Origin of the sequence: Streptomyces sp. NPDC051664 (assembly GCF_044453545.1) — a bacterium.
GTDB lineage: Bacteria > Actinomycetota > Actinomycetes > Streptomycetales > Streptomycetaceae > Streptomyces.
On sequence record NZ_JBITCU010000014.1, the window covers coordinates 131,671 to 151,086 of the forward strand.

16 protein-coding genes are annotated in these 19,416 nt (G+C 71.2%); 9 read left to right on the top strand and 7 right to left on the bottom strand.

Annotation, left to right across the window (positions count from 1 at the left end; genetic code table 11):
* Positions 1 to 291: 291 nt before the first annotated feature.
* Entirely contained in the window at positions 292 to 1,674 is a 1,383-nt protein-coding gene (locus ACIA8E_RS25260) for an MFS transporter (RefSeq protein WP_399301593.1), read from the top strand.
* Positions 1,675 to 1,768: 94 nt separating this feature from the next.
* On the opposite strand, the gene ACIA8E_RS25265 is transcribed toward ACIA8E_RS25260, so the two are convergent.
* Positions 1,769 to 2,248 carry an NUDIX hydrolase gene (locus tag ACIA8E_RS25265; RefSeq protein WP_399301594.1) on the bottom strand — a complete coding sequence of 160 codons (480 nt, stop codon included), beginning with the start codon at positions 2,246 to 2,248 and terminating at the stop codon, positions 1,769 to 1,771.
* Between the two features lie 33 nt (positions 2,249 to 2,281).
* Positions 2,282 to 3,874, bottom strand: a complete 1,593-nt coding sequence (gene lnt, locus ACIA8E_RS25270; RefSeq protein ID WP_399301595.1) for an apolipoprotein N-acyltransferase — start codon at positions 3,872 to 3,874, stop codon at positions 2,282 to 2,284.
* 193 nt (positions 3,875 to 4,067) lie between these two features.
* On the opposite strand from lnt, the gene ACIA8E_RS25275 reads away from it, so the two are divergent.
* Positions 4,068 to 5,225: an O-antigen ligase family protein gene (locus ACIA8E_RS25275; protein WP_399301596.1), complete on the top strand. Its 1,158-nt coding sequence runs from the start codon at positions 4,068 to 4,070 to the stop codon at positions 5,223 to 5,225.
* A 38-nt stretch (positions 5,226 to 5,263) separates the two neighbouring features.
* Here ACIA8E_RS25275 and ACIA8E_RS25280 read toward each other — a convergent pair whose 3' ends face one another.
* Together ACIA8E_RS25280 and ACIA8E_RS25285 are read right to left on the bottom strand one after the other, a co-directional pair.
* Positions 5,264 to 5,827 carry a hypothetical protein gene (locus ACIA8E_RS25280; protein ID WP_399301597.1) on the bottom strand — a complete coding sequence of 188 codons (564 nt, stop codon included), beginning with the start codon at positions 5,825 to 5,827 and terminating at the stop codon, positions 5,264 to 5,266.
* Between the two features lie 68 nt (positions 5,828 to 5,895).
* Entirely contained in the window at positions 5,896 to 6,681 is a 786-nt protein-coding gene (locus ACIA8E_RS25285) for a glutamate racemase (protein WP_399301598.1), read from the bottom strand.
* Positions 6,682 to 6,739: 58 nt separating this feature from the next.
* On the opposite strand from ACIA8E_RS25285, the gene ACIA8E_RS25290 reads away from it, so the two are divergent.
* The gene (locus ACIA8E_RS25290; RefSeq protein WP_399301599.1) at positions 6,740 to 7,918 is read left to right on the top strand and encodes a glycosyltransferase; all 1,179 of its coding nucleotides are present in this window, start codon (positions 6,740 to 6,742) and stop codon (positions 7,916 to 7,918) included.
* A gap of 52 nt (positions 7,919 to 7,970) precedes the next feature.
* Here the strand turns inward: ACIA8E_RS25290 and ACIA8E_RS25295 are convergent, their stop codons facing one another.
* A complete protein-coding gene (locus ACIA8E_RS25295; RefSeq protein WP_399301600.1) occupies positions 7,971 to 9,290 on the bottom strand; it encodes a TerD family protein in 1,320 nt (439 codons plus the stop codon).
* A 257-nt stretch (positions 9,291 to 9,547) separates the two neighbouring features.
* On the opposite strand from ACIA8E_RS25295, the gene ACIA8E_RS25300 reads away from it, so the two are divergent.
* From ACIA8E_RS25300 to ACIA8E_RS25310, 3 genes are all read left to right on the top strand, one after another.
* A complete protein-coding gene (locus ACIA8E_RS25300) occupies positions 9,548 to 10,021 on the top strand; it encodes a DUF6643 family protein (protein WP_399301601.1) in 474 nt (157 codons plus the stop codon).
* 388 nt (positions 10,022 to 10,409) lie between these two features.
* Positions 10,410 to 11,018, top strand: a complete 609-nt coding sequence (locus tag ACIA8E_RS25305; RefSeq protein ID WP_399301602.1) for a hypothetical protein — start codon at positions 10,410 to 10,412, stop codon at positions 11,016 to 11,018.
* A gap of 151 nt (positions 11,019 to 11,169) precedes the next feature.
* A complete protein-coding gene (locus ACIA8E_RS25310) occupies positions 11,170 to 13,596 on the top strand; it encodes a right-handed parallel beta-helix repeat-containing protein (RefSeq protein ID WP_399301603.1) in 2,427 nt (808 codons plus the stop codon).
* Here the strand turns inward: ACIA8E_RS25310 and ACIA8E_RS25315 are convergent.
* The gene (locus ACIA8E_RS25315) at positions 13,566 to 15,902 is read right to left on the bottom strand and encodes a hypothetical protein (protein ID WP_399301642.1); all 2,337 of its coding nucleotides are present in this window, start codon (positions 15,900 to 15,902) and stop codon (positions 13,566 to 13,568) included. The two genes, ACIA8E_RS25310 and ACIA8E_RS25315, sit on opposite strands and share 31 nt — an antisense overlap.
* 290 nt (positions 15,903 to 16,192) lie before the next feature.
* Here ACIA8E_RS25315 and ACIA8E_RS25320 point away from each other — a divergent pair, with 290 nt between their 5' ends.
* From ACIA8E_RS25320 to ACIA8E_RS25330, 3 genes are all read left to right on the top strand, one after another.
* Positions 16,193 to 17,038: a DeoR/GlpR family DNA-binding transcription regulator gene (locus ACIA8E_RS25320; protein ID WP_399301604.1), complete on the top strand. Its 846-nt coding sequence runs from the start codon at positions 16,193 to 16,195 to the stop codon at positions 17,036 to 17,038.
* An 85-nt stretch (positions 17,039 to 17,123) separates the two neighbouring features.
* Positions 17,124 to 17,570: an SRPBCC family protein gene (locus ACIA8E_RS25325; protein WP_399301605.1), complete on the top strand. Its 447-nt coding sequence runs from the start codon at positions 17,124 to 17,126 to the stop codon at positions 17,568 to 17,570.
* A 102-nt stretch (positions 17,571 to 17,672) separates the two neighbouring features.
* Positions 17,673 to 18,158 (top strand): SRPBCC family protein, encoded by a 486-nt coding sequence (locus tag ACIA8E_RS25330; RefSeq protein ID WP_399301606.1) that lies wholly within the window; start codon positions 17,673 to 17,675, stop codon positions 18,156 to 18,158.
* Positions 18,159 to 18,187: 29 nt separating this feature from the next.
* On the opposite strand, the gene ACIA8E_RS25335 is transcribed toward ACIA8E_RS25330, so the two are convergent.
* A complete protein-coding gene (locus ACIA8E_RS25335) occupies positions 18,188 to 19,321 on the bottom strand; it encodes a PLP-dependent cysteine synthase family protein (protein WP_399301607.1) in 1,134 nt (377 codons plus the stop codon).
* Between the last annotated feature and the right edge of the window lie 95 nt (positions 19,322 to 19,416).

Here is a 19,416-nt window from a genome sequence, read left to right on the forward strand (position 1 = left end):
GCCCTCGTGGACGGACCCCGTACGACCGAGCCGTGCCTGCCTCCGAACACCCCGGTGCTCGCACGGACACCCGACCCGCCCACCCCGCCCGGGAAATCACACACCAGCACTTCCGGGCCGGTGAACAGGTCGTCGTCCTCAAGGCGCGGCTGTCCCGAACATCTCCCCGTAGCGCCCGCCCGCACACCACCCACCCGAACTATGGTGTCCCGCCACATACGCCTCTGACCTGCCCCTTCCTACGGTGTGGCGACACGGAATCGTCCCCGCAACCGTCCGGAAGTGGTACCCATGGCCGCCTCGGCATCCGCTCCACCGACCACCCGCTCGCTCAAGCGCATCGTCGCCGCAAGCCTCATCGGGACCACCATCGAGTGGTACGACTTCTTTCTCTACGGGTCAGCAGCCGCTCTCGTCTTCCCCAAGTTGTTCTTCCCCGAGTCCGACCCGCTCGTCGGAACGCTCCTCTCCTTCCTCACCTACGCGGTCGGCTTCGCAGCCCGGCCGCTCGGCGCCCTGGTGTTCGGACACTACGGCGACCGGCTCGGCCGCAAGAAGCTGCTGGTGCTGAGTCTGCTGCTGATGGGTGGGGCGACCTTCGCCATCGGGCTGCTGCCGACGCACGCCACCGTCGGTGCCGCCGCTCCGGTACTGCTCACGGTCCTGCGACTGGTGCAGGGTTTCGCCCTCGGTGGTGAGTGGGGTGGGGCTGTGCTCCTCGTATCGGAGCACGGGGATGCGAAGCGGCGTGGATTCTGGGCCTCCTGGCCGCAGACCGGGGCGCCGGCCGGGCAGCTGCTCGCGACCGGGGTGCTCTCCGCGCTCACCGCGCTGCTGTCGGATTCCGCCTTCGGGGCCTGGGGCTGGCGCATCCCGTTCCTGCTCTCCGGTGTGCTCGTGATCGTCGGCTTGTGGATTCGTCTCTCTGTCGATGAATCACCGGTGTTCAAGGCTGCGCTGGCGCAGGCCGAGGCGCGCAAGGGGGCCGCCGAGGCGGCCGAGAAGATGCCGCTCGTCGCCGTGCTGCGGCACCACTGGCGGGATGTGCTCATCGCCATGGGGGCCCGGATGGCGGAGAACATCAGCTACTACGTGATCACGGCGTTCATCCTCGTGTACGCGACGACTGCCGCTGAGCTGAGCAAGCAGACGGCGCTGAACGCCGTGCTCATCGCCTCCGCCATCCACTTCGCGGTCATCCCGGGGTGGGGCGCGCTGTCGGACCGGTTCGGCCGCAAGCCCATCTATCTGATCGGGGCGGTCGGTGTGGGGCTGTGGATGTTCCCGTTCTTCGCGCTGATCGACAGCCGCAGCTTCGGGAGCCTGCTGCTCGCCGTCACGGTCGGACTCATCTTCCACGGGGCGATGTACGCGCCTCAGGCGGCCTTCTTCTCGGAGATGTTCGCGACCCGGATGCGGTACTCGGGTGCGTCGATCGGTGCTCAGTTCTCGTCGGTCGCAGCCGGCGCCCCGGCACCGCTCATCGCCACCGCGCTGCTCGAGAACTACCACAGCTCGACGCTGATCTCGCTCTATGTGATCGCCGCGGCGCTCATCACCGTGCTGGCGGTCGTCTGCGCGAAGGAGACCCGGCACCGCGACCTCGAGAACATCGAGGCGGCACCGGAGCCGGACGCGGCCGCGGCTGTGGCCGCCGACGCCCGTACCGCATGAGCATCTGAGCATCTGGCTGTGGGCCATGGAATCGCCGGACGGGCTGAGTGGTCGAGCCCGTCCGGCGTCTGCATGAGCGGCTGCCGCTACTGCGTCACAGCTGCCCCGCGGGCTCGAACCAGGTGGGTTCGTCCGTGAGCGACTGCTTGATCCGCAGGAGCCCGAACTCGTTCAACGGCGGCAGGGCGTCGACCGGGAACCAGCCCACCTCCAGCGATTCGTCGTCATTGACGCGCGCCTCGCCCCCGGTCGCCCGGCAGCGGAAGGTGACGTCCAGGAACTGACACCGGTCGCCGTTCGCGTACTGCACGGGATCGAGCATCTGCGTGAGCACCACCCGCTCCGCCACGCAGTGCACGGCGGTCTCCTCGTACACCTCGCGGACCGCAGATACGGCCGGCTGCTCCCCCGGCTCGCAGATGCCGCCGATGACCGCCCATTTGCCGGTGTCGGCGCGTCTCCCGAGCAGCACCCGGCCCTCGTCGTCGAAGACCACGGCAGTGACGCCCGGCAGCAGGAGCAGCTGTGTACCGGCGGTGACACGGAGTTCGCGGATGAAGTCAGGAGTGGCCATGGGGACGACCATACGTGGCCCGCCCGGTGCGGCTCACCGCCCCCGGCGGACCCGTACCGACCGGACAGCCACCCAACCCAGTCCCCCCACGGCGATCAGCGCGAGCAGCGCTTCGGGGAGCGTGCCCAGCCGCGTCGCGGGGGTGAGGGACGAGCGCAGCGGCACCTTGTCCACCAGCGCGTCCGGGGTGAACATCTTCGTCTGCTGGACGATCGTCCCGTCCGGGCGGATGACCGCGCTGACCCCGCTGGTCACAGGGACGACGACGGACCGGCTGTGCTCGACGGCCCGCACTCGGCTCATGGCCAGCTGCTGGTAGGTCATCTCGCTTCGGCCGAAGGTGGCGTTGTTGCTGGGGACGGCGATCAGCTGACTGCCGTGTTCGACGGTGTCCCGTACGGCATCGTCGAAGGCGGCTTCGTAGCAGGTGACGAGCCCCACCTGGGTGCCCGCCAGATCGAAGACGCCGACCTTCTTGCCAGGTCCGAAGTCGCGCTGCACCCGGTCGACGTCCGAGCTGAAGAGGCGTGCGACGGACCGCATCGGCATGTACTCGCCGAAGGGCTGGATGTGGCGCTTGTCGTACGTGGCGACGGGGCCGCCGTTCGGGTCCCACTGGATGAGGGTGTTGCGCAGTTTGCCGGTGTTGGGCTCGACGACCGCGCCGACCACGGTGGGGGCGTTGATCGCCCTCACGGCCTCGTCGATGACGATCCGCGCGTCCGCGTTGCGGTAGGGGTCGAGGTCGGAGGAGTTCTCCGGCCACAGGACGAAGTCGGGCTGCGGCACCTTGCCCGCCTTCACCTCGCGGGCGAGCTGTTCGGTACGGCGTGCGTGGTTGTCGAGGACGGCGCGGCGCTGGGAGTTGAAGTCGAGTCCGAGGCGGGGCACATTGCCCTGGATCGCTGCGACGGTCGCGGTGCCGTCCTCCGCCGAGTCGTCGACGAGCGGCAGCGCGGCCAGCGCCCCGGCAAGGGGTACGAGGACGGTCACGGCCGCGGCGGCGACCGCGGCCCGGGGGACCTGACCGGTGCTTCGGTACGTACGGAAAGAACGCACTGCTTCGAAGAGGCCGAAGCCGCACAGCACCACCGCGAACGAGAGCAGCGGTGTGCCACCGACGGCCGCGAGCGGCAGGAACACACTGTCCGCCTGCCCGAACGCGATCTTGCCCCAGGGGAATCCGCCGAAGGGCACCCTGGCCCGGACCGCCTCGTCCAGCGTCCAGACGGCGGCGGCCCAGACCGGCCACCAGGCGAGCCGGGACACGGCGGCGATCCCGATGCATCCCACCGCGACGAACAGCGCTTCGGCGACGGCGAGCGCCAGCCATGGGACCGGGCCGACCTCCTCACCCGTCCAGTGCAGCAGCGGCAGCATGAAGCCGAGGCCGGCCAGCAGGCCGAGACCGAAACCGGCGCGCAGCCGACGGCCGTGCAGGGTCCAGCCGAGCAGTGCGAAGCCGGGCAGAACCAGCCACCACAGGGGCCGGGGCGGGAAGCTCAAATACAGCATCACCCCCGAGAGCACGGCCGCGGCAGGCCGTACGAGCCCCGGCAGAAGCCGTCTGCCCTCGGCCGGAGAGGTGGACTGCGGGTCGTCGACTGGGGTGATGGTGGCGCTCACCAGGCGGAGTCTACGGTGGTCGGCTGTGTGCGGGGCAGTCCCGTGCCGTTGCCGGAATCCTCCCTGCTGGATCGTTCCTGCGCTTTTCCTCCACAAAGTCGCACCACTGCCGTTACCGTGTGCGCCAGTCCCCCGCCGACCGGCCGCATCCGGCCGTCGCGGACGGGACGGTCACAGTTCGGGGGTCGGACGGATGACTGCACCGGCAGGCGGGTACGCGGCTCGGGAACGTGGCAACGCGTCCGACGGAGCCGGAGCGGTGATTCTCGCCGCCTGCGCGATCTGGTCCTTGGTCAGCGCGGCCGGGCGGGAGACCAGGCCGGAGGGCGTGCTGCTGGCACTGCTGGCCGTCGCCGCCGGCTTCGCCTGCGGTCGGATCTGCGGCACGCTGCTGCCGGTGGTCACCGCCACGGCCGCCGCCGTCGCCGCCCTCGTCATGGCCCTCCTCTCCCGCAGCAGTGGCATGCCGGGTGCCACCGCCGCCGTCGACATCGCGCCCGGTCACACCGGGGCGGCGGCCGCGCTGCTGGTCCTGGCTGCGGGCGCCGCCTGCTGCGCGGCCGCGGCGGCCCGGCGGGCTCCGTTGCGCCTCACACTGCGGCTGCTCGCGTTCGGAACCGCCTGCGCCGCTCTGACCATGCGGTCGGTGGCCGGTTTCGTCGCGGCGTTCGGGGTACTGCTCTGTTCGCTGGCCGCGGCGAGAATGCGCCGCAGGCTGCTCGGGCTCGCCGGGTTCGCACTGGTCACGACACTGGTCGTCGGTGCGTCATGGGCGGTGGCGGAGGAAGCGCTGCCCGACGGCCTGATGACCTCCCTGGAGGGCCAGCTCACCGGGAACCGCGTGCATCTGTGGCAGGACGCGGTGACACTCGCCAAGGAGCATCCGGCGCTGGGCGTCGGACCCGACCGGTTCGCCGAGATGAGCCCGACCGCCCGGCAGACCCTGCGGTCCGACGGGAAGCCGCACTCGGCGCCGCTGCAGCAGGCCGCCGAGCAGGGCGTGGTGGGGGTGACGCTGTTGGGTGCGGCCTTCGGCTGGCTGCTGTACGTGCTCTGGCGCTCCCCCCGCTCCACGGCAGTCGTCCTGACGGCGGGCGCCGCGCTCACCGCGCTGGCGGCCCTGGCGAGTGTCGGAAACGCACTGAGCTTCACACCCGTGACGGCGGGCGCAGGACTGCTCGCGGGGCTGGCATCGGCCCGGCTGCCCATCGGGGACGGCAGCGCCGCTTCGGACACGGCGGGAGCGGCCGACGGGACCCGTACGGAGCGTGACGAGGATGCGGGGCGTTCCGCGCACGGGACGCGGACCACGGCCGAGCACGGCCCGCGGGCGGATCCCACCCCGCGCTGACCGACCGGGACGGCTGAACCACTCGGGTTCCCACCCGCTCAGGCACCGGCCGCTGCGCCGGCCGCCGGCAGCTGGAGCTGCTCGCGGATGAACCGTACGCCCGCCTCCGCGTTGTCCACCGTGACCGTGAAGGTCCTGCCGTCGCCGAGCCTGAGCACCAGGCCCTCTCCCTTGCGGACCACCACGGCCGTGCCCTGCTCGGGGCGCCAGCGGTAGCCCCAGCCGCCCCATTGGCGGGGGGTGACCCGGGGTACGAAATCCGCGCCCACCACGTGGGTGAGCAGGATCCGACGGCGCGGCAGGCCCATGTGGCCGCAACGCACTTCGAGGGCGTGCCCGTCGACCCGGACGGCCACGTTCACAAAGGCGAGCGTGCCGAACAGCATGAGGAGTCCGGCCGCCACGCAGCCGATCACCGACATCAGCAGCGGGATGACGCCGGAGGTCCAGTTGGAGCTCACGGCGAGCTGAATACCCAGGGCCGTGCAGGCCGCACCGGCGGCGGCGAGCACCCACTGGGCCTTGTTGGTGGCCCGGCCGGTCCAGACGGCAGGAGGTGTCTCGGCTCCGGCATGCGTCGGTTTTCGGGGGTGGTCCCTCATGCCAGCAGCGTACTCAGAATCCGGGCAGCCGCGACGGGTCCGACGGCCCTCACCTGGCCGCCGCAGGCTCAGCGGGCAGGGCTGACTGCCCCCAGCAGCAGGCCCTCGGCGTAGGCCAGGGCGGCGTCCGGCAGCTCGGCGGCGCGGCCGCTGAGGAGCACGGTGAGCGAGGTGGCCGGTTCGGCCGAAGGAGCGGGTGCGGCGCCGATCCGGCGCAGCGCCTGGGCGGCGACGGCCCCGGCGGAGCCGTGCAGCGTGACGGGCGGCAGACCGGGCTGCTGTACGGCGGCCCGGATCCGCTCGGCGACCAGTTCGTAGTGGGTGCAGCCCAGAACGACGGCCCTTACGTCCGGTGGAGTGAGAGCGGCCGCCGCGGCGACGGCCCGGTCGATCGCGGCTTCGTCCGCGTTCTGCACGGCGTCGGCGAGACCGGGGCACGGAACTTCGGTGACGGCGACCGAGCGGGCGAAGTCACCGATGAGTCCGCGCTGGTACGGGCTGCCCGTGGTGGCGGGGGTGGCCCAGATCGCGACCGGGCCGCCGCCGGCCGCGGCCGGCTTGATCGCGGGGACGGTGCCGACGACCGGCAGCGTGGGTTCCAGCTCGGCGCGGAGCGTCGGCAGGGCGTGTACGGAGGCTGTGTTGCAGGCGACGATCAGTGCGTCGGGCCGGTGGGCGGCGGCCGCGCGGGCCACGGCGAGCGCGCGTGCGGTCACGTCCTGCGGCGTACGAGGACCCCACGGCATGCCGTCGGGGTCGGAGGAGAGCACCAGATCGGCGTCGGGCCGCAGCCGGCGTACCGCGGCGGCCGCCGCGAGCAGGCCGATTCCGGAGTCCATGAGCGCGATCTTCACCCGGTCACCATAGTCGACCGCCCTTGCGGTCTCGTCACAGTGGGGCAGACTGCGGCGAATGAGCGCCGTTGCCTGGATCGCCGTGGGTTCGCTGGCCGCATGGGTGTGGCTGCTGCTGGGACAAGGGTTCTTCTGGCGGACCGACCAGCGGCTGCCGCGGCGTACGGCGCCGGACAGCTGGCCGTCGGTCGCGATCGTGGTGCCCGCTCGTGACGAGGCGGACATGCTGCCGGTGAGTCTGCCGTCGCTGCTGGCCCAGGACTATCCGGGGGCCGCGGAGGTCATCCTGGTCGACGACTGCAGCAAGGACGGCACCGGGGATCTTGCCCGTGCACTGTCCGTGCGCTACGGCGGGCTTCCGGTCACGGTGGTGTCGCCCGGGGAGCCCGAGCCGGGGTGGACGGGCAAGCTCTGGGCCGTGCGGCACGGGATCTCCCTGGCGCGGGCCCGGGAGCCGGCGCCGGAGTACCTGCTCCTGACGGATGCGGACATCGCGCATGAGCCGGACAGTCTGCGGGAGCTGGTCGCCGCTGCCCGCTCGGGCGGGTTCGATCTGGTCTCGCAGATGGCACGGCTGAGGGTGGCGAGTGCCGGGGAGCGCCTCGTCGTGCCGGCCTTCGTGTACTTCTTCGCGCAGCTCTATCCGTTCCGGTGGGTGAACCGGGCGACGGCGCGGACCGCCGCCGCGGCGGGCGGGTGCGTGTTGCTGCGGACCGGTGCCGCGGAGCGTGCGCGGGTGCCCGAGTCGATCCGGCAGGCGGTGATCGACGATGTTTCGCTGGCGCGTGCGGTGCAGCGCAGCGGCGGCCGGATCTGGCTGGGGCTCGCGGAGCGGGTGGACAGTGTGCGGCCGTATCCCCGGCTGGCGGATCTCTGGCGGATGGTCTCGCGGAGCGCGTACGCCCAGTTGCGGCACAACCCGCTGCTGCTCGTCGGTACGGTGCTGGGCCTCGCGCTCGTCTATCTCGCGCCGCCGGTCACGCTCGCGGCGGGGCTGCTGGGCGGGGATCCGCCGGCCGCGTGGGCGGGTGGCGTGGCGTGGGCGGTGATGGCCGGGACGTACATGCCGATGCTGGGTTTCTACCGGCAGTCGCTCTGGCTGGCCCCGCTGCTGCCGTTCACCGCCGTGCTCTATCTGCTGATGACGGCCGATTCGGCGTTGCAGCACTACCGGGGCCGTGGCGCGGCCTGGAAGGGGCGTACCTACGCCCGTCCCGAGGCCGCGCCGGACCGTTGAGCGGATGGCGGTACCGGTCCGCCGACGGTGGCGGGACCGGACGGGCCGGGGGTCATTTACGGCCGGGTGTCCAGTTCATCCCCCACCCGTAGGCGTAGTCGATGGTGCGCTGCGGGCTCACCCCGCGCTCGGGTACGAGATAACGGGCTTCGCGCCGCACGGTGAGGTCTCCCCCGTTGTTGGTGATGAGTGCGAGCGCGCAGACCGTGGAGGGGACGGTGCATTCGTCGAGCGAGAAGTCGATCGCGGCGCCGTGCTGCGGCTGCAGGGTGACGGTCGCGTGCAGATCGGCGAAACTCCGGGCGCCTTCATAGATGGTGACGAAGATCAGGACACGGCGGAGCCGGTCCTTGTGATCGAGGTTGATGGTCAGGTTCTCGCCGGTGGAGACGGCGCCGGTGCGGTCGTCTCCGTCGAGATGGATATAGGGGGGCTGTCCGAGAGCGCCGAAGGCGTTTCCGAGCGCCTGGACAACTCCCTTCCTGCCGTCGGTCAGTTCGTAGAGGGCGCAGAGATCAAGATCGAGGTCCGCGTGGTTGGCGATGGCTCTGCCGAGTTTGCTGCCCCAGCCCGTGAACTGTTTGCGTACTTGCCAGTTGAGATTGACGCGCATGGCTCCCGAAGTGCCGCCCTGCTTGGCGAGGGAGACCGAGGGCGCTTCCTTGGTGAGCGTCACCTTGGTCAGCCGGACGGGCTGAGCGACCGGCGGGGCGGCAGGGGGTGTCGGAGGTGCGGGTTGTGCCATCGCGGCGGCAGGCGGGGACTGGGGGTGCTGCCCGGGGGGCACCTGCGGCGGGGGCGGCAGGTCGACTCGCGTCGGCAGTTGCGGCTGCTGGGGTTCGTCGACGGAAATACCGAAGTCCGTTGCGAGACCTTCGAGACCGGTGCTGTATCCCTGGCCCACGGCCCGGAATTTCCAGGCCCCCTGGCGCCGGTACAGCTCACCGAGGATGAATGCGGTCTCCACCGTCGCGTCGGCACTGTCGAAGCGCGCGATCTCGGTGCCGTCCGACGCGTCCATGATCCGTACGTGGAGCCCCGTCACCTGCCCGAATGTGCCACCGTCCGTCGAGGCGGCCAGGACGACGCGATCGACGGCGGGCTCCACCCGTTCCAGGTCCACCGCGAGGCTGTCCGTGACGCCGTCGGCCACGCTCCGCTTGCCCTCGTGACGCACCGCACCCGAGGCGTGCACCGGCTGGTTGTAAAAGACGAAGTCCGCGTCGCTGCGGACCTTTCCCGACACGAGAAGGAGCGCCGATCCATCCACGTCCGGTGCGCCCGGCGTGGTACGCCACCCCAATTCGACCCGCACGGCCTGAGCCGCCACCGGAACATTGGTTCCTTTCAGCATGGTCATGCTCGCCCCCATCGCGACTACGGCTGCCGAAGTCTTTCCTGGGCCAACCTAATCCGCCCTCCGTCGCGGAGCCCACAGCCATGACCGACCCTGTCCGGCGATCTGCCGGTAACCCCCCGTGAACTCGCCCTTTACACGATTCCAACGCGCTCGGACGCCCTTTTTTCCCAAGTTCGCTCGCATTGGGGATCCTGGTTCACTCACATCTCGTAAACCAACCCTCTTATCGGGCTCCCCAACCAGCACATCGTGGGCTTAACTTATGTTCCATGACCTCCCCCCGCTCCACCTACGGCAGCGGCTACTACGCCGCACCGTCGTTCCCCGACACCCCGATCTACGACTCCCTGGTCGCGGAGCGGGGCAGCCCTCAGATCGCCCCGATCCGAGTGCCTGCCGCCTATGACAGCGGCAACAGCTACAACAGCTACCTGCCGGCACTCCCGGCGGCTCTGCCGGCTCTTCCCGCGGCACCTTCCCAGCCCAACCCTTCGTACGGCTACCCGCAGCAGCAGGGTTACGCGCCGATGCAGCCGGCTCACCTCCAGCACGCCCCGACGCCGTACATCCCGCAGCAGCCGACCGGGATGCGTGGCGGCTATCAGGCGCCTCAGCCCCAGCAGCAGCGCCCCGCCCCGGGCACCGGGTACGAGTCGATGCGTCCCGCGTCGCCGCGGCCCGCACCCACGCCTTCTCCTTACGAGGACCCGTACAACCGCCCGTACCAGGGCCGGGGGTACTGAGCCGAGGGACGGAGCAAGGCGCACCCGCCCGGAGCGACCCGCCGCACACGGGCCTGTCCTGGGACCGGCAGGATGCACGCATGCGTCCTTCCGCACTGCGTGCTGTGCCCATGCATCCAGTCAGCGCGCCGTCGAGCCATGGGGACTCGACGGCGTCCGCCGCCGGATGCCCTCCGACGCCGCGGACCGGGCCGTCACACCACGTCAGCAGCCGCGCACGGCACCGGCCGGCCGTCTCATCACCACCTGAACGCCACGGACCGGTCGAGGGGGAACTCACCGGGGTCGCCCGCGCGTTGGACGGGGTGAAGTGGCTCTCTCTTCGCTGCTCCAGCGCGCGAACTGTGCCGTATCAGGTTATGACGGATGCGGAAGGGGGTGCAGAACTGTGCGAGCGGTATCGGGAGTCTGGCGTTGGAGGCACAATCCGCTGCGCCGCGCCACCGACCGGCGTGAGGCATGGGTAGCTCTGGTCGCACTGCTGTTGATGGTGCTGGCGGCGCCGGCGCTCGGCTGGTTGTGCGGGGCGCTCACCGACGAGGTCCTGCAGCAGTCGGTACGGTTCCAGCAGACGCAGCGCCATGCCACGACGGCGGTCGTGGTGCGCCGGGCGCCGAGGGCGCGGCACTTGGTCATCGATCCCGAGGTGCCTTCGGAGCGTGCGACACAGACGTCGGTGCTGGCGCGCTGGAAGGCCCCGGACGGCACACCCCTCAGGGGCAAGGTGGTGACCTCCTCCCGGGTCACGGAACCCGGCGCCCGGGTGCGGATCTGGACCGATCCACAGGGTCGCCCGGCGCCGCGCCCCATGGACGCGGCGACGGCTCGCACGCATGCGGCGCTGGCCGGGTTCGGGGTGACGCTGATCTGTGTCGGTCTGGTCGAGGCCGGACGGCGTCTGGTCGTATGGCGCATGGTGCAACGGCGGTACACAGAACTCGACCGGGCATGGGCGGAGGCCGGTCCGGACTGGGGCAGGACGGGCACCGGCAGCTGACGAGCTGCTGATCGCGTCAACTCCCGCCCTCCGCGCGCGCTACGGTGGACCGGCCCGCCCGCCTCTTCGGCGGGCGGACCCGGAATGACCGCTGCCGAGAGACCGGTGGTCAGGGCATCGCACACGCACGAGGTGGGGGCACAGCAGCGCCATGGCACAGGGCACGGTCCAGGTGACGCACACCGGCACATCGCGGTGGCGGCGCCGCACTGGCGAATACGCCTCCCTCACCGCGGCCCTGGAGGCCGCGGCGGACGGTGATGTCCTCACCGTCGCGCCGGGCACCTACCGGGAGAATCTGGTCCTGCACCGCGCGGTGACGCTGCGCGGCCCGGAGGGCTCCGTCGGCTCTGTTCGGATCGCGCCGGTCGACGGCGTACCGCTGACGCTCCGCGCCTCCGCCGTAGTCCAGGATCTGCATGTGGAGGGCCAGGACTCGGCGGCCCCCGCGCTTCTCGTCGAGGACGGCGCTCCGGAACTGACGGATCTGCGGATCGTGACGCGGTCCGCCGCCGGGATCGAGGTGCGCGGTGCGGCCCGCCCCACCGTGCGCCGCTGCACGGTCGACAACCCCGCCGGTGTCGGCATCGCCGTACTCGACGGTGCGGGCGGGGTGTTCGAGGAGTGCGAGATCGTCGCGGCCGGACAGGCCGGGGTCTCGGTGCGCAACGGTGCGCATCCGCGGCTGGAGCGCTGCCGCATCCATCACGCGTCGGGAGCGGGGCTGAGTGTCACCGGTGAGGGCAGCGCTCTGGAGGGGGTCGGCTGCGAGGTGTACGAGATCAAAGGCAGCGGAATACAGGTGACGGCCCGCGCCGCCGCCCATCTCACCGACTGCACGGTGCACCGCACTTCGTCGGACGGGGTCACGCTCGACACGGATGCGGTGCTGACGCTCGCCGACTGCGACATCCATGACATCCCGGAGAACGCGGTGGATCTGCGTTCCCGTTCGGTCCTCACGCTGACCCGGTCCACGGTGCGCCGCTTCGGCCGCAACGGCCTCTCCGTGTGGGACCCGGGCACCCGGGTCGACGCCAACCAGTGCGAGATCCACGACAGTACGGGTGACTACCCGGCGGTCTGGGTGAGCGACGGGGCGACCGTGATACTGGACTCCTGCCGGGTCCACGACGTGCCGGACGCGATCTTCGTCCTCGACCGGGGTTCGCGCGCCGATGTCGTCGACAGCGATCTCACCCAGGTCCGCAACACGGCGGTGTCGGTGAGCGACGGGGCGACCGCGCAGCTCGACGACTGCCGGATCCGGGAGGCGTCGACCGGTGCCTGGTTCCGTGACCACGGCAGCGGCGGCACACTGAACAACTGCACCATCGACGCGGCGCAGACCGGCGTCATCGTCACCAAGGGCGCCGATCCGACGATCGAGCGCTGCACGGTCACCTCGCCCGCCGAGGCCGGTTTCTATGTCTCGGCCGAGGGTCGCGGGACGTTCCACAGTTGCCGGGTCACCGGAAGCGACGGATACGGCTTCCATGTCATGGACGGCTGCCGTACGACGCTGACCCGATGCCGCACGGAGCGATGTGCCCGCGGGGGCTACGAGTTCGCCGAAGGCAGCTCGCACGCCGACGGTCAGGGGGTGGGCCCGGTCGTGGAGGACTGCACCAGCGACGAGAGCGGGCTGCGCACTCCCCCGCCGCCCACGGTACTGACGGCGACCGAGGCGGCCCCCGGGGTGCTCGGTGCGGTACCCACGCAGCGTGCGGTCGTGCCCTCCGTCATCGACGTGCCCGCCGAGCCGGTGCGTACGTCGGGCGCCGTTCTCGGCGAACTGGACGCGCTGGTGGGCCTGGACAGCGTCAAGCGCGAGGTGCGGGCCCTCACGGACATGATCGAGGTGGGCCGTCGCCGTCTGGAGGCCGGGCTCAAAGCCGCTTCGGTGCGGCGCCATCTCGTCTTCACCGGCTCCCCCGGCACCGGCAAGACCACCGTGGCCCGGCTGTACGGTGAGATCCTCGCCTCGCTGGGCGTGCTGGAGCGCGGGCATCTAGTCGAGGTGTCCCGGGTCGATCTGGTCGGCGAGCACATCGGCTCGACCGCCATCCGCACCCAGGAGGCTTTCGACCGGGCGCGCGGTGGCGTGCTGTTCGTCGACGAGGCGTACGCCCTGTCGCCCGAGGACTCGGGCCGGGACTTCGGCCGCGAGGCGATCGACACGCTGGTGAAGCTGATGGAGGACCACCGGGATGCGGTGGTCGTGATCGTCGCCGGCTACACCCACGAGATGGAGCGGTTCCTCACCGTCAACCCCGGTGTGGCGTCCCGTTTCTCACGGACCATCACCTTCAGCGACTACGAGCCCGCCGAACTGTTGCGGATCGTCGAGCAGCAGGCCGAGGAGCACGAGTACAGCCTGGCCGAGGGCACCGGGGACGCACTGCTGAAGTACTTCACCGAGCTGCCCAAGGGCCCCGCGTTCGGCAACGGCCGCACGGCCCGCCAGACCTTCGAGTCGATGGTCGAGCGGCATGCGGGCCGGGTCGCCCAGCTCGCCGAGCCGAGCACGGACGACCTCACCCTGCTCTACCCGGAGGACCTGCCGGAACTCCCCTGAGCCTCGCCGGAGCCCCCGTCGGCCTGGCGGGGCAGGAGCGGGCCGAGCCGGGCGAGGAGCGCGGCCCTCTCCTCGGCGAAGACCGGGTCGGCCTGGTAGTCCGAGTGACCCAGGACCGGTTCGGGCAGCGGATGTTCCGGCGTACGCCCGTAGACCAGCGGGTCCCGCAGGGGCCCTCGGTCCACCTCGGGCTCGGTCCCGCCGTCGAGCCGGACCCGGCCGCCGATCGGGTCGGTGGCCCGCCACAGATTGCGCCAGCAGTGAACGGAACGATGCAGTCCGTGCAGCGGTCCGGGACCGAAGTAGGCCGGGAACCAGCGCCCGTACAGCCGCTCGATCGGCGAACCGTAGGTCAGCAGGGCGACCCGCTTCCGGGCCTCGGCGGGCAGCTGCCAGACCGCGGACGCCGCGAGGACGCTGCCCTGGGAATGACCGGAGATGACGAGCCTGCCGCGGGTGCGGCCGGTCCAGCCGGACATCCGGGACGCCAGGTCGGGGACGGCGCGCTCGGCGTAGCACGGCGGTGCGAAGGGGTGAGCGGCGCGCGGCCAGAACGTACCGACGTCCCAGAGGATGCCGATGGTGCGCCGGGCGGAAGCATCGCGGTAGGCGCGCCGCCCCCAGGTGACGAAGAGTATGAAGCCGAAACCGAACATCCACGATCCGGTCGACTGGGCCGCTTCCGCCACCGACTCGATGAACGGGCCGGCACCGTCCAGAGCCAGTCCCGGCACCTCTCCGCTCGCCCATGCGCCGGCGACGGCCCCCGCGCCGAGCAGCAGGGTGGCGCCGGAGACCAGGCCGAGCAGCCAGGGTGCGGAGTCGGTCAGCCCGGCCATGGCCCGGGTCCTGGCGATCTGCCGGGTGCGGGCGGCGTCCGGCCATTTCTGCCCGTACTCCAGGTCCACCTTCGGTTCCAGGGCGCGGGCTGCGAGCCAGGTGCGTACGCCCAGCACGACGGCGGGGACCAGCAACAGCACCAGGAGCACGGGGATCACGGAGGCCTGCCAGCTCAGCAGCACCGGCGGCCCGTCGATGACGGACGCCCGCCCCATGCCGGGGGTGCCGGAGCCGTCGAGCCAGTCGGCGACGCGCTGGGCGACTCCGCCGGACATGACGCCGCCGAGGGCACAGGCAAGCATCGCGACCGCGGGGCCACCGAGTCCGTACATGACCGTCCGCGGCTCGGGCGTCCGGCGGTACAGGCCGAGCGCCACCACCGTGAGGGCGACCACGAGAGCACCCTGGCCGACGGTGAGGACACGGAACGTGACGTCTCCGGGCAGCGAGCCCGCGGAGACCCAGCCGGGGCGGGACCAGGCGGCGTACACGACGGCGAGGACGAGCAGGGCGAGGGCGGCGCCCGGCAGACAGCTGATGACGGCGCGGTCGAGCCGGTTGTCGATCCGCCGCTCGCTGCGGCCACGACGGCAGACCACCCAGAGCACAACGAGGGTGCCCAGCACGAGCAGTGCCTCGATCAGCCGGCCGAGGAGGCCGGGCACGGGGCCGCTGACGGCTCGGTCGTGCCGGGCGGCGGCGCCCGCGACGGAGGCCGCCACGGTCAGGAACCCGGCGGCGGTGTGCGCGGCCCGCAGCCGGGCGACGAGCCGTCGGCCGTACCAGAAGCCGGGGCGGCCGAGGGCGGGACGGACGACGGGGGCGGGGGTGGCGTCGGTCCCGCCGGAGCGACCGCGGGGAGGGTCGGCAGGAACGTAGTCGGGACCGTCTTCGTCAGGAGCGTTGTCGTCCGGCACGGCGCCGCTGAGCGGGCGCTGCGACTCGTACGCGCTCCAGGTCCGGTTGGACAGGAACCAGAGCAGTCCCACCAGCGCGGTGGGCACCAGGGCCGCGAGCGCGAGCCGGCGGCCCGGCTGCGACCACCAGCCGCCCTGCACCGTCGACAGGAAGCCGATCCAGGACCGCCGGTTCGAGCAGTCGGGTACGCCCGCGCACTGCCAGGCCACCAGATCGAGCGCGACCTCGCAGGCTGCCGCGGTGAACAGCACGGTGAGGCTGAGGGCGACGAGCCGGACGAGCACGCCGTACAGCCGCACCGCTCGGGTGCGGCCCTTGGCGGTGGGCCGCATCCAGTGGGCCAGGTTGACCACCATGAACGGGAGCAGCAGGAGCCAGAGCGCGCGGGAACCGTTGCCGGAGGTGAGGTTGGACCAGCAGTAGGCCTCCTCGATGGGCCGGTCCCGGTAGCGCTCGGGGTGCTGCTCGGCATCGATGTCCCCGGTGCGACGGTAGATGGCCGCCGTCGCGTCACCGGTGACCCGGGCGATGCGCGGATCGTCGAGCATGCCCTGGGGGGTGGCTCCACCGACGCCGTGGACGAGCAGTTCCAGCGCGGTCCCCGTGCTCTGCGGGGCCTGGGTGACAGGGGGCACGTGGGTGACTCGCTCTCTCGCTGTCGCGACGTTCCGGGCGGTGAAGTGATGCGAAGTCACCAGAATCGCGGAACAGCGGCCGCGGTGGCACCTGTCTCACCGAATCTCCCCAGTGCGGCACCGGACGGAGCTGCGTGGCAGGATGACCCCGTCCGACAGACGGCCAGCCTGCTACAGGCGAGAGGGAAGGACCGGCCCCGGCGTTGAGCGAGAATCAGAACCTCCTCGCGGAGCAGCGACGTGCCCTGATCCTCGACGAGGTGCGCAGGCGCGGCGGGGTCAGGGTCAATGAGCTGACCCGCAAGCTCAGCGTCTCCGACATGACCGTCCGCCGGGATCTGGACGCACTTGCCCGTCAGGGTGTCATCGAGAAGGTGCACGGCGGCGCGGTGCCGGTCGTCGAGGCGAGCACGCACGAGCCCGGCTTCGAGGTGAAGTCGACGCTGGAGCTGACCGCCAAGGAGGACATCGCGCGGGTGGCCGCGACCATGGCCGTACCCGGCAGCGCGATCGCGCTCTCCGGTGGTACGACCACGTATGCGCTTGCCCAGCATCTGCTGGACGTACCGGAGTTGACGGTGGTGACGAACTCGGTGCGGGTCGCCGATGTGTTCCACACCGCGCAGCGTTCGGCGGCGACGGGCGGACCGCGGGCCGGGGCCGCCACGGTGGTGCTCACCGGTGGGGTACGGACTCCGTCGGACTCCCTGGTCGGCCCGGTCGCCGATCAGGCGATCGGTTCGCTCCACTTCGATGTGCTGTTCCTCGGGGTGCACGGGATCTCGGTCGAGGCCGGGCTGTCGACGCCGAATCTGGCGGAGGCCGAGACCAACCGGCGGTTCGTGCACTCGGCCCGGCGGGTGGTGGTCGTCGCCGACCACACCAAGTGGGGCACGGTGGGCCTGAGTTCGTTCGCGACACTGGAACAGGTGGACACCCTCGTCACCGATTCCGGTCTGTCGGCGCAGGCCCGCGAGGAGATCGAGGAGCACCTGCCGGGCCTGGTGGTGGCGGGCGAGACCGCCGAGGACGAACCGTCCGGCGGCTGAGGGCCGTCCCGTACTGGGCGGTGCAGAGCCGAGCGACACGTTCCGCTATGCGCGCGCCGTGCCCGTCACGTCCTAGAATCGTGCTGTGGCCGTCTTCCGGATCGAGCGATTCACTCCCCTTCCCGCCGCCGAGTCGTGGCGCCGGGTGACCGACTGGGAACGGCACGCCGCACATCTCCCGCTCACCCGGATCAGCGTCCCGCCGGGGCTTCCCACCGGAATCGGGAGCGTCTTCGTGGCCCGCACGGGCGTGGGCCCGCTGGGGTTCGACGACCCGATGGAAGTGGTGCGCTGGGCCCCACCCGCGGCCGGCCGGGCCGGGCTCTGCCGGCTGGAGAAGCGCGGTTCGGTGGTGCTGGGCCGGGCCTCGATCGACGTGTATCCGGCGGAGTGCGGATCGCATGTGGTGTGGGTGGAGGAGCTTCACATCCGGCTGCTGCCGCAGTGGGGAGACGCCCTGATCTCCGGCGCGGGCCGCCGGATCTTCCGCCGGGTGCTGGACGGTCTCCTGGACGGCCCGGTGCGGCCGTAGCTGCAGCTCGTACCGGTGCGGACATCTGACGGTGCGCCAGATATGGTGTGACTCCTCGCGGACGGGGTGCGTCCGCGGCCGATCGCACGGGAGGTGCGTTCCATGGCACGTCGACTCCGCTCCGTGGACCTCGACTTCGTCCCGGTCGCTCCGCTGCGGCTGGTGTTCGCCGCCGAGGTGTCCGCACCCCCCGAGGTGGTGTACCGGGCGCTCGCCGAGGATGTCGAGGGCTGGCCCTCCTGGTTCACCGCGGTGACGGCTGCCCGCCCGACCGCAGCCGGTGCGGGCCGCGAGATCCGGCTCAAGGGCGGCACCGTGTTCCAGGAGACGGTTCTCGCGAGGGAGCCGGGCGAGCGGTACTCCTATCGGGTCGACGAGACCAACGCACCCGCACTGCAAGCCCTGTTGGAGGAGTGGCGGCTCTCCCCGGCCGCGACCGGGACGGGCACGAGGGTGCAGTGGACCTTCGCCGCCGACGGGCCGGCGCCGTTCCGGTTCACCCTGCGGCTGGGCCGGGCCGGGCTGGCCCGGGCGTTCCGGGACGCGGTGCGCAATCTCGACGAGCGGCTCGCCGCCACCTCCGCCTGAAGGCTCGGATCGCGGGTGGGGGACGGGCTTCAGCGGGGCCAGATGCCAGTGGCCAGGAAGCGCTCGATCGTCGCGGCGTACGGGGCGATGTCGAGGCCCTGTCCGGCGAGCCAGCTGTCGGAGTAGTACTTGTCGAGATAGCGGTCGCCCGGGTCGCAGAGCAGTGTGACGACGCTGCCGGTGCGGCCCTGTTCCAGCATTTCGGCGACGAGCTTGAACGCGCTCCACAGCCCGGTGCCGGTGGAGCCCCCGGCCTTGCGGCCGATGGCCTGCTCCAGGGCGCGTACGGTGGCGACACTGGCCGCGTCCGGCACCTTCATCATCCGGTCGATGGCGCCGGGCACGAAGCTGGGTTCCATCCGGGGCCGGCCGATTCCTTCGATGCGTGAACCGCAGTCGCTCGTGGCGCGGGCGTTGTGGTGGGTCCAGCCGTCGAAGAAGCAGGAGTTCTCCGGGTCGGGCACACAGATCCGGGTGTCGTACTGCATGTAGTGCACATAGCGGGCGATGGTCGCCGAGGTGCCGCCGGTACCGGCAGTGGCGACGATCCAAGTGGGTTCCGGGTAGCGCTCCAGCCTCAGCTGCTGGTAGATCGACTCGGCGATGTTGTTGTTGCCGCGCCAGTCGGTGGCCCGCTCGGCGTAGGTGAACTGGTCCATGTAGTGACCGCCGGTCTCGGCGGCGAGCATGGCCGACTCCTCGTACAGCTTCTGGGCGTCGTCGACGAAGTGGCACTGGCCGCCGTGGAATTCGATCAGTCGGCACTTCTCGGCGCTGGTGGTGCGCGGCATCACTGCGATGAACGGCACTCCGATCAACTTCGCGAAGTACGCCTCCGAGACGGCCGTCGAGCCGCTGGACGCCTCGATCACCGGCTTGCCCGGCCGGATCCAGCCGTTGCAGAGCCCGTAGAGGAAGAGCGAGCGGGCCAGCCGGTGCTTGAGGCTGCCCGTGGGGTGCGTCGACTCGTCCTTGAGGTAGAGGTCGATCCCCCAGGCCTCGGGCAGCGGGAAGCGCAGCAGATGCGTGTCGGCGGAACGGTTGGCGTCGGCCTGGACCTTGCGCACGGCGTCATTCAGCCAGGCCCGGTACTCATGGTCGGTGCGGTCGATGTCGACGGTCGCGACGACCTGGCCGTCAAGCCTGTGCCCATTGGTGTCCATCAGCACGCTCCTGCTCGTCGTCACCGGGCTGCCGGACCCCCGGCCCCCCGGACTCTGCACATCAACGATATGCCCCCTACCTGCACAAACATTGA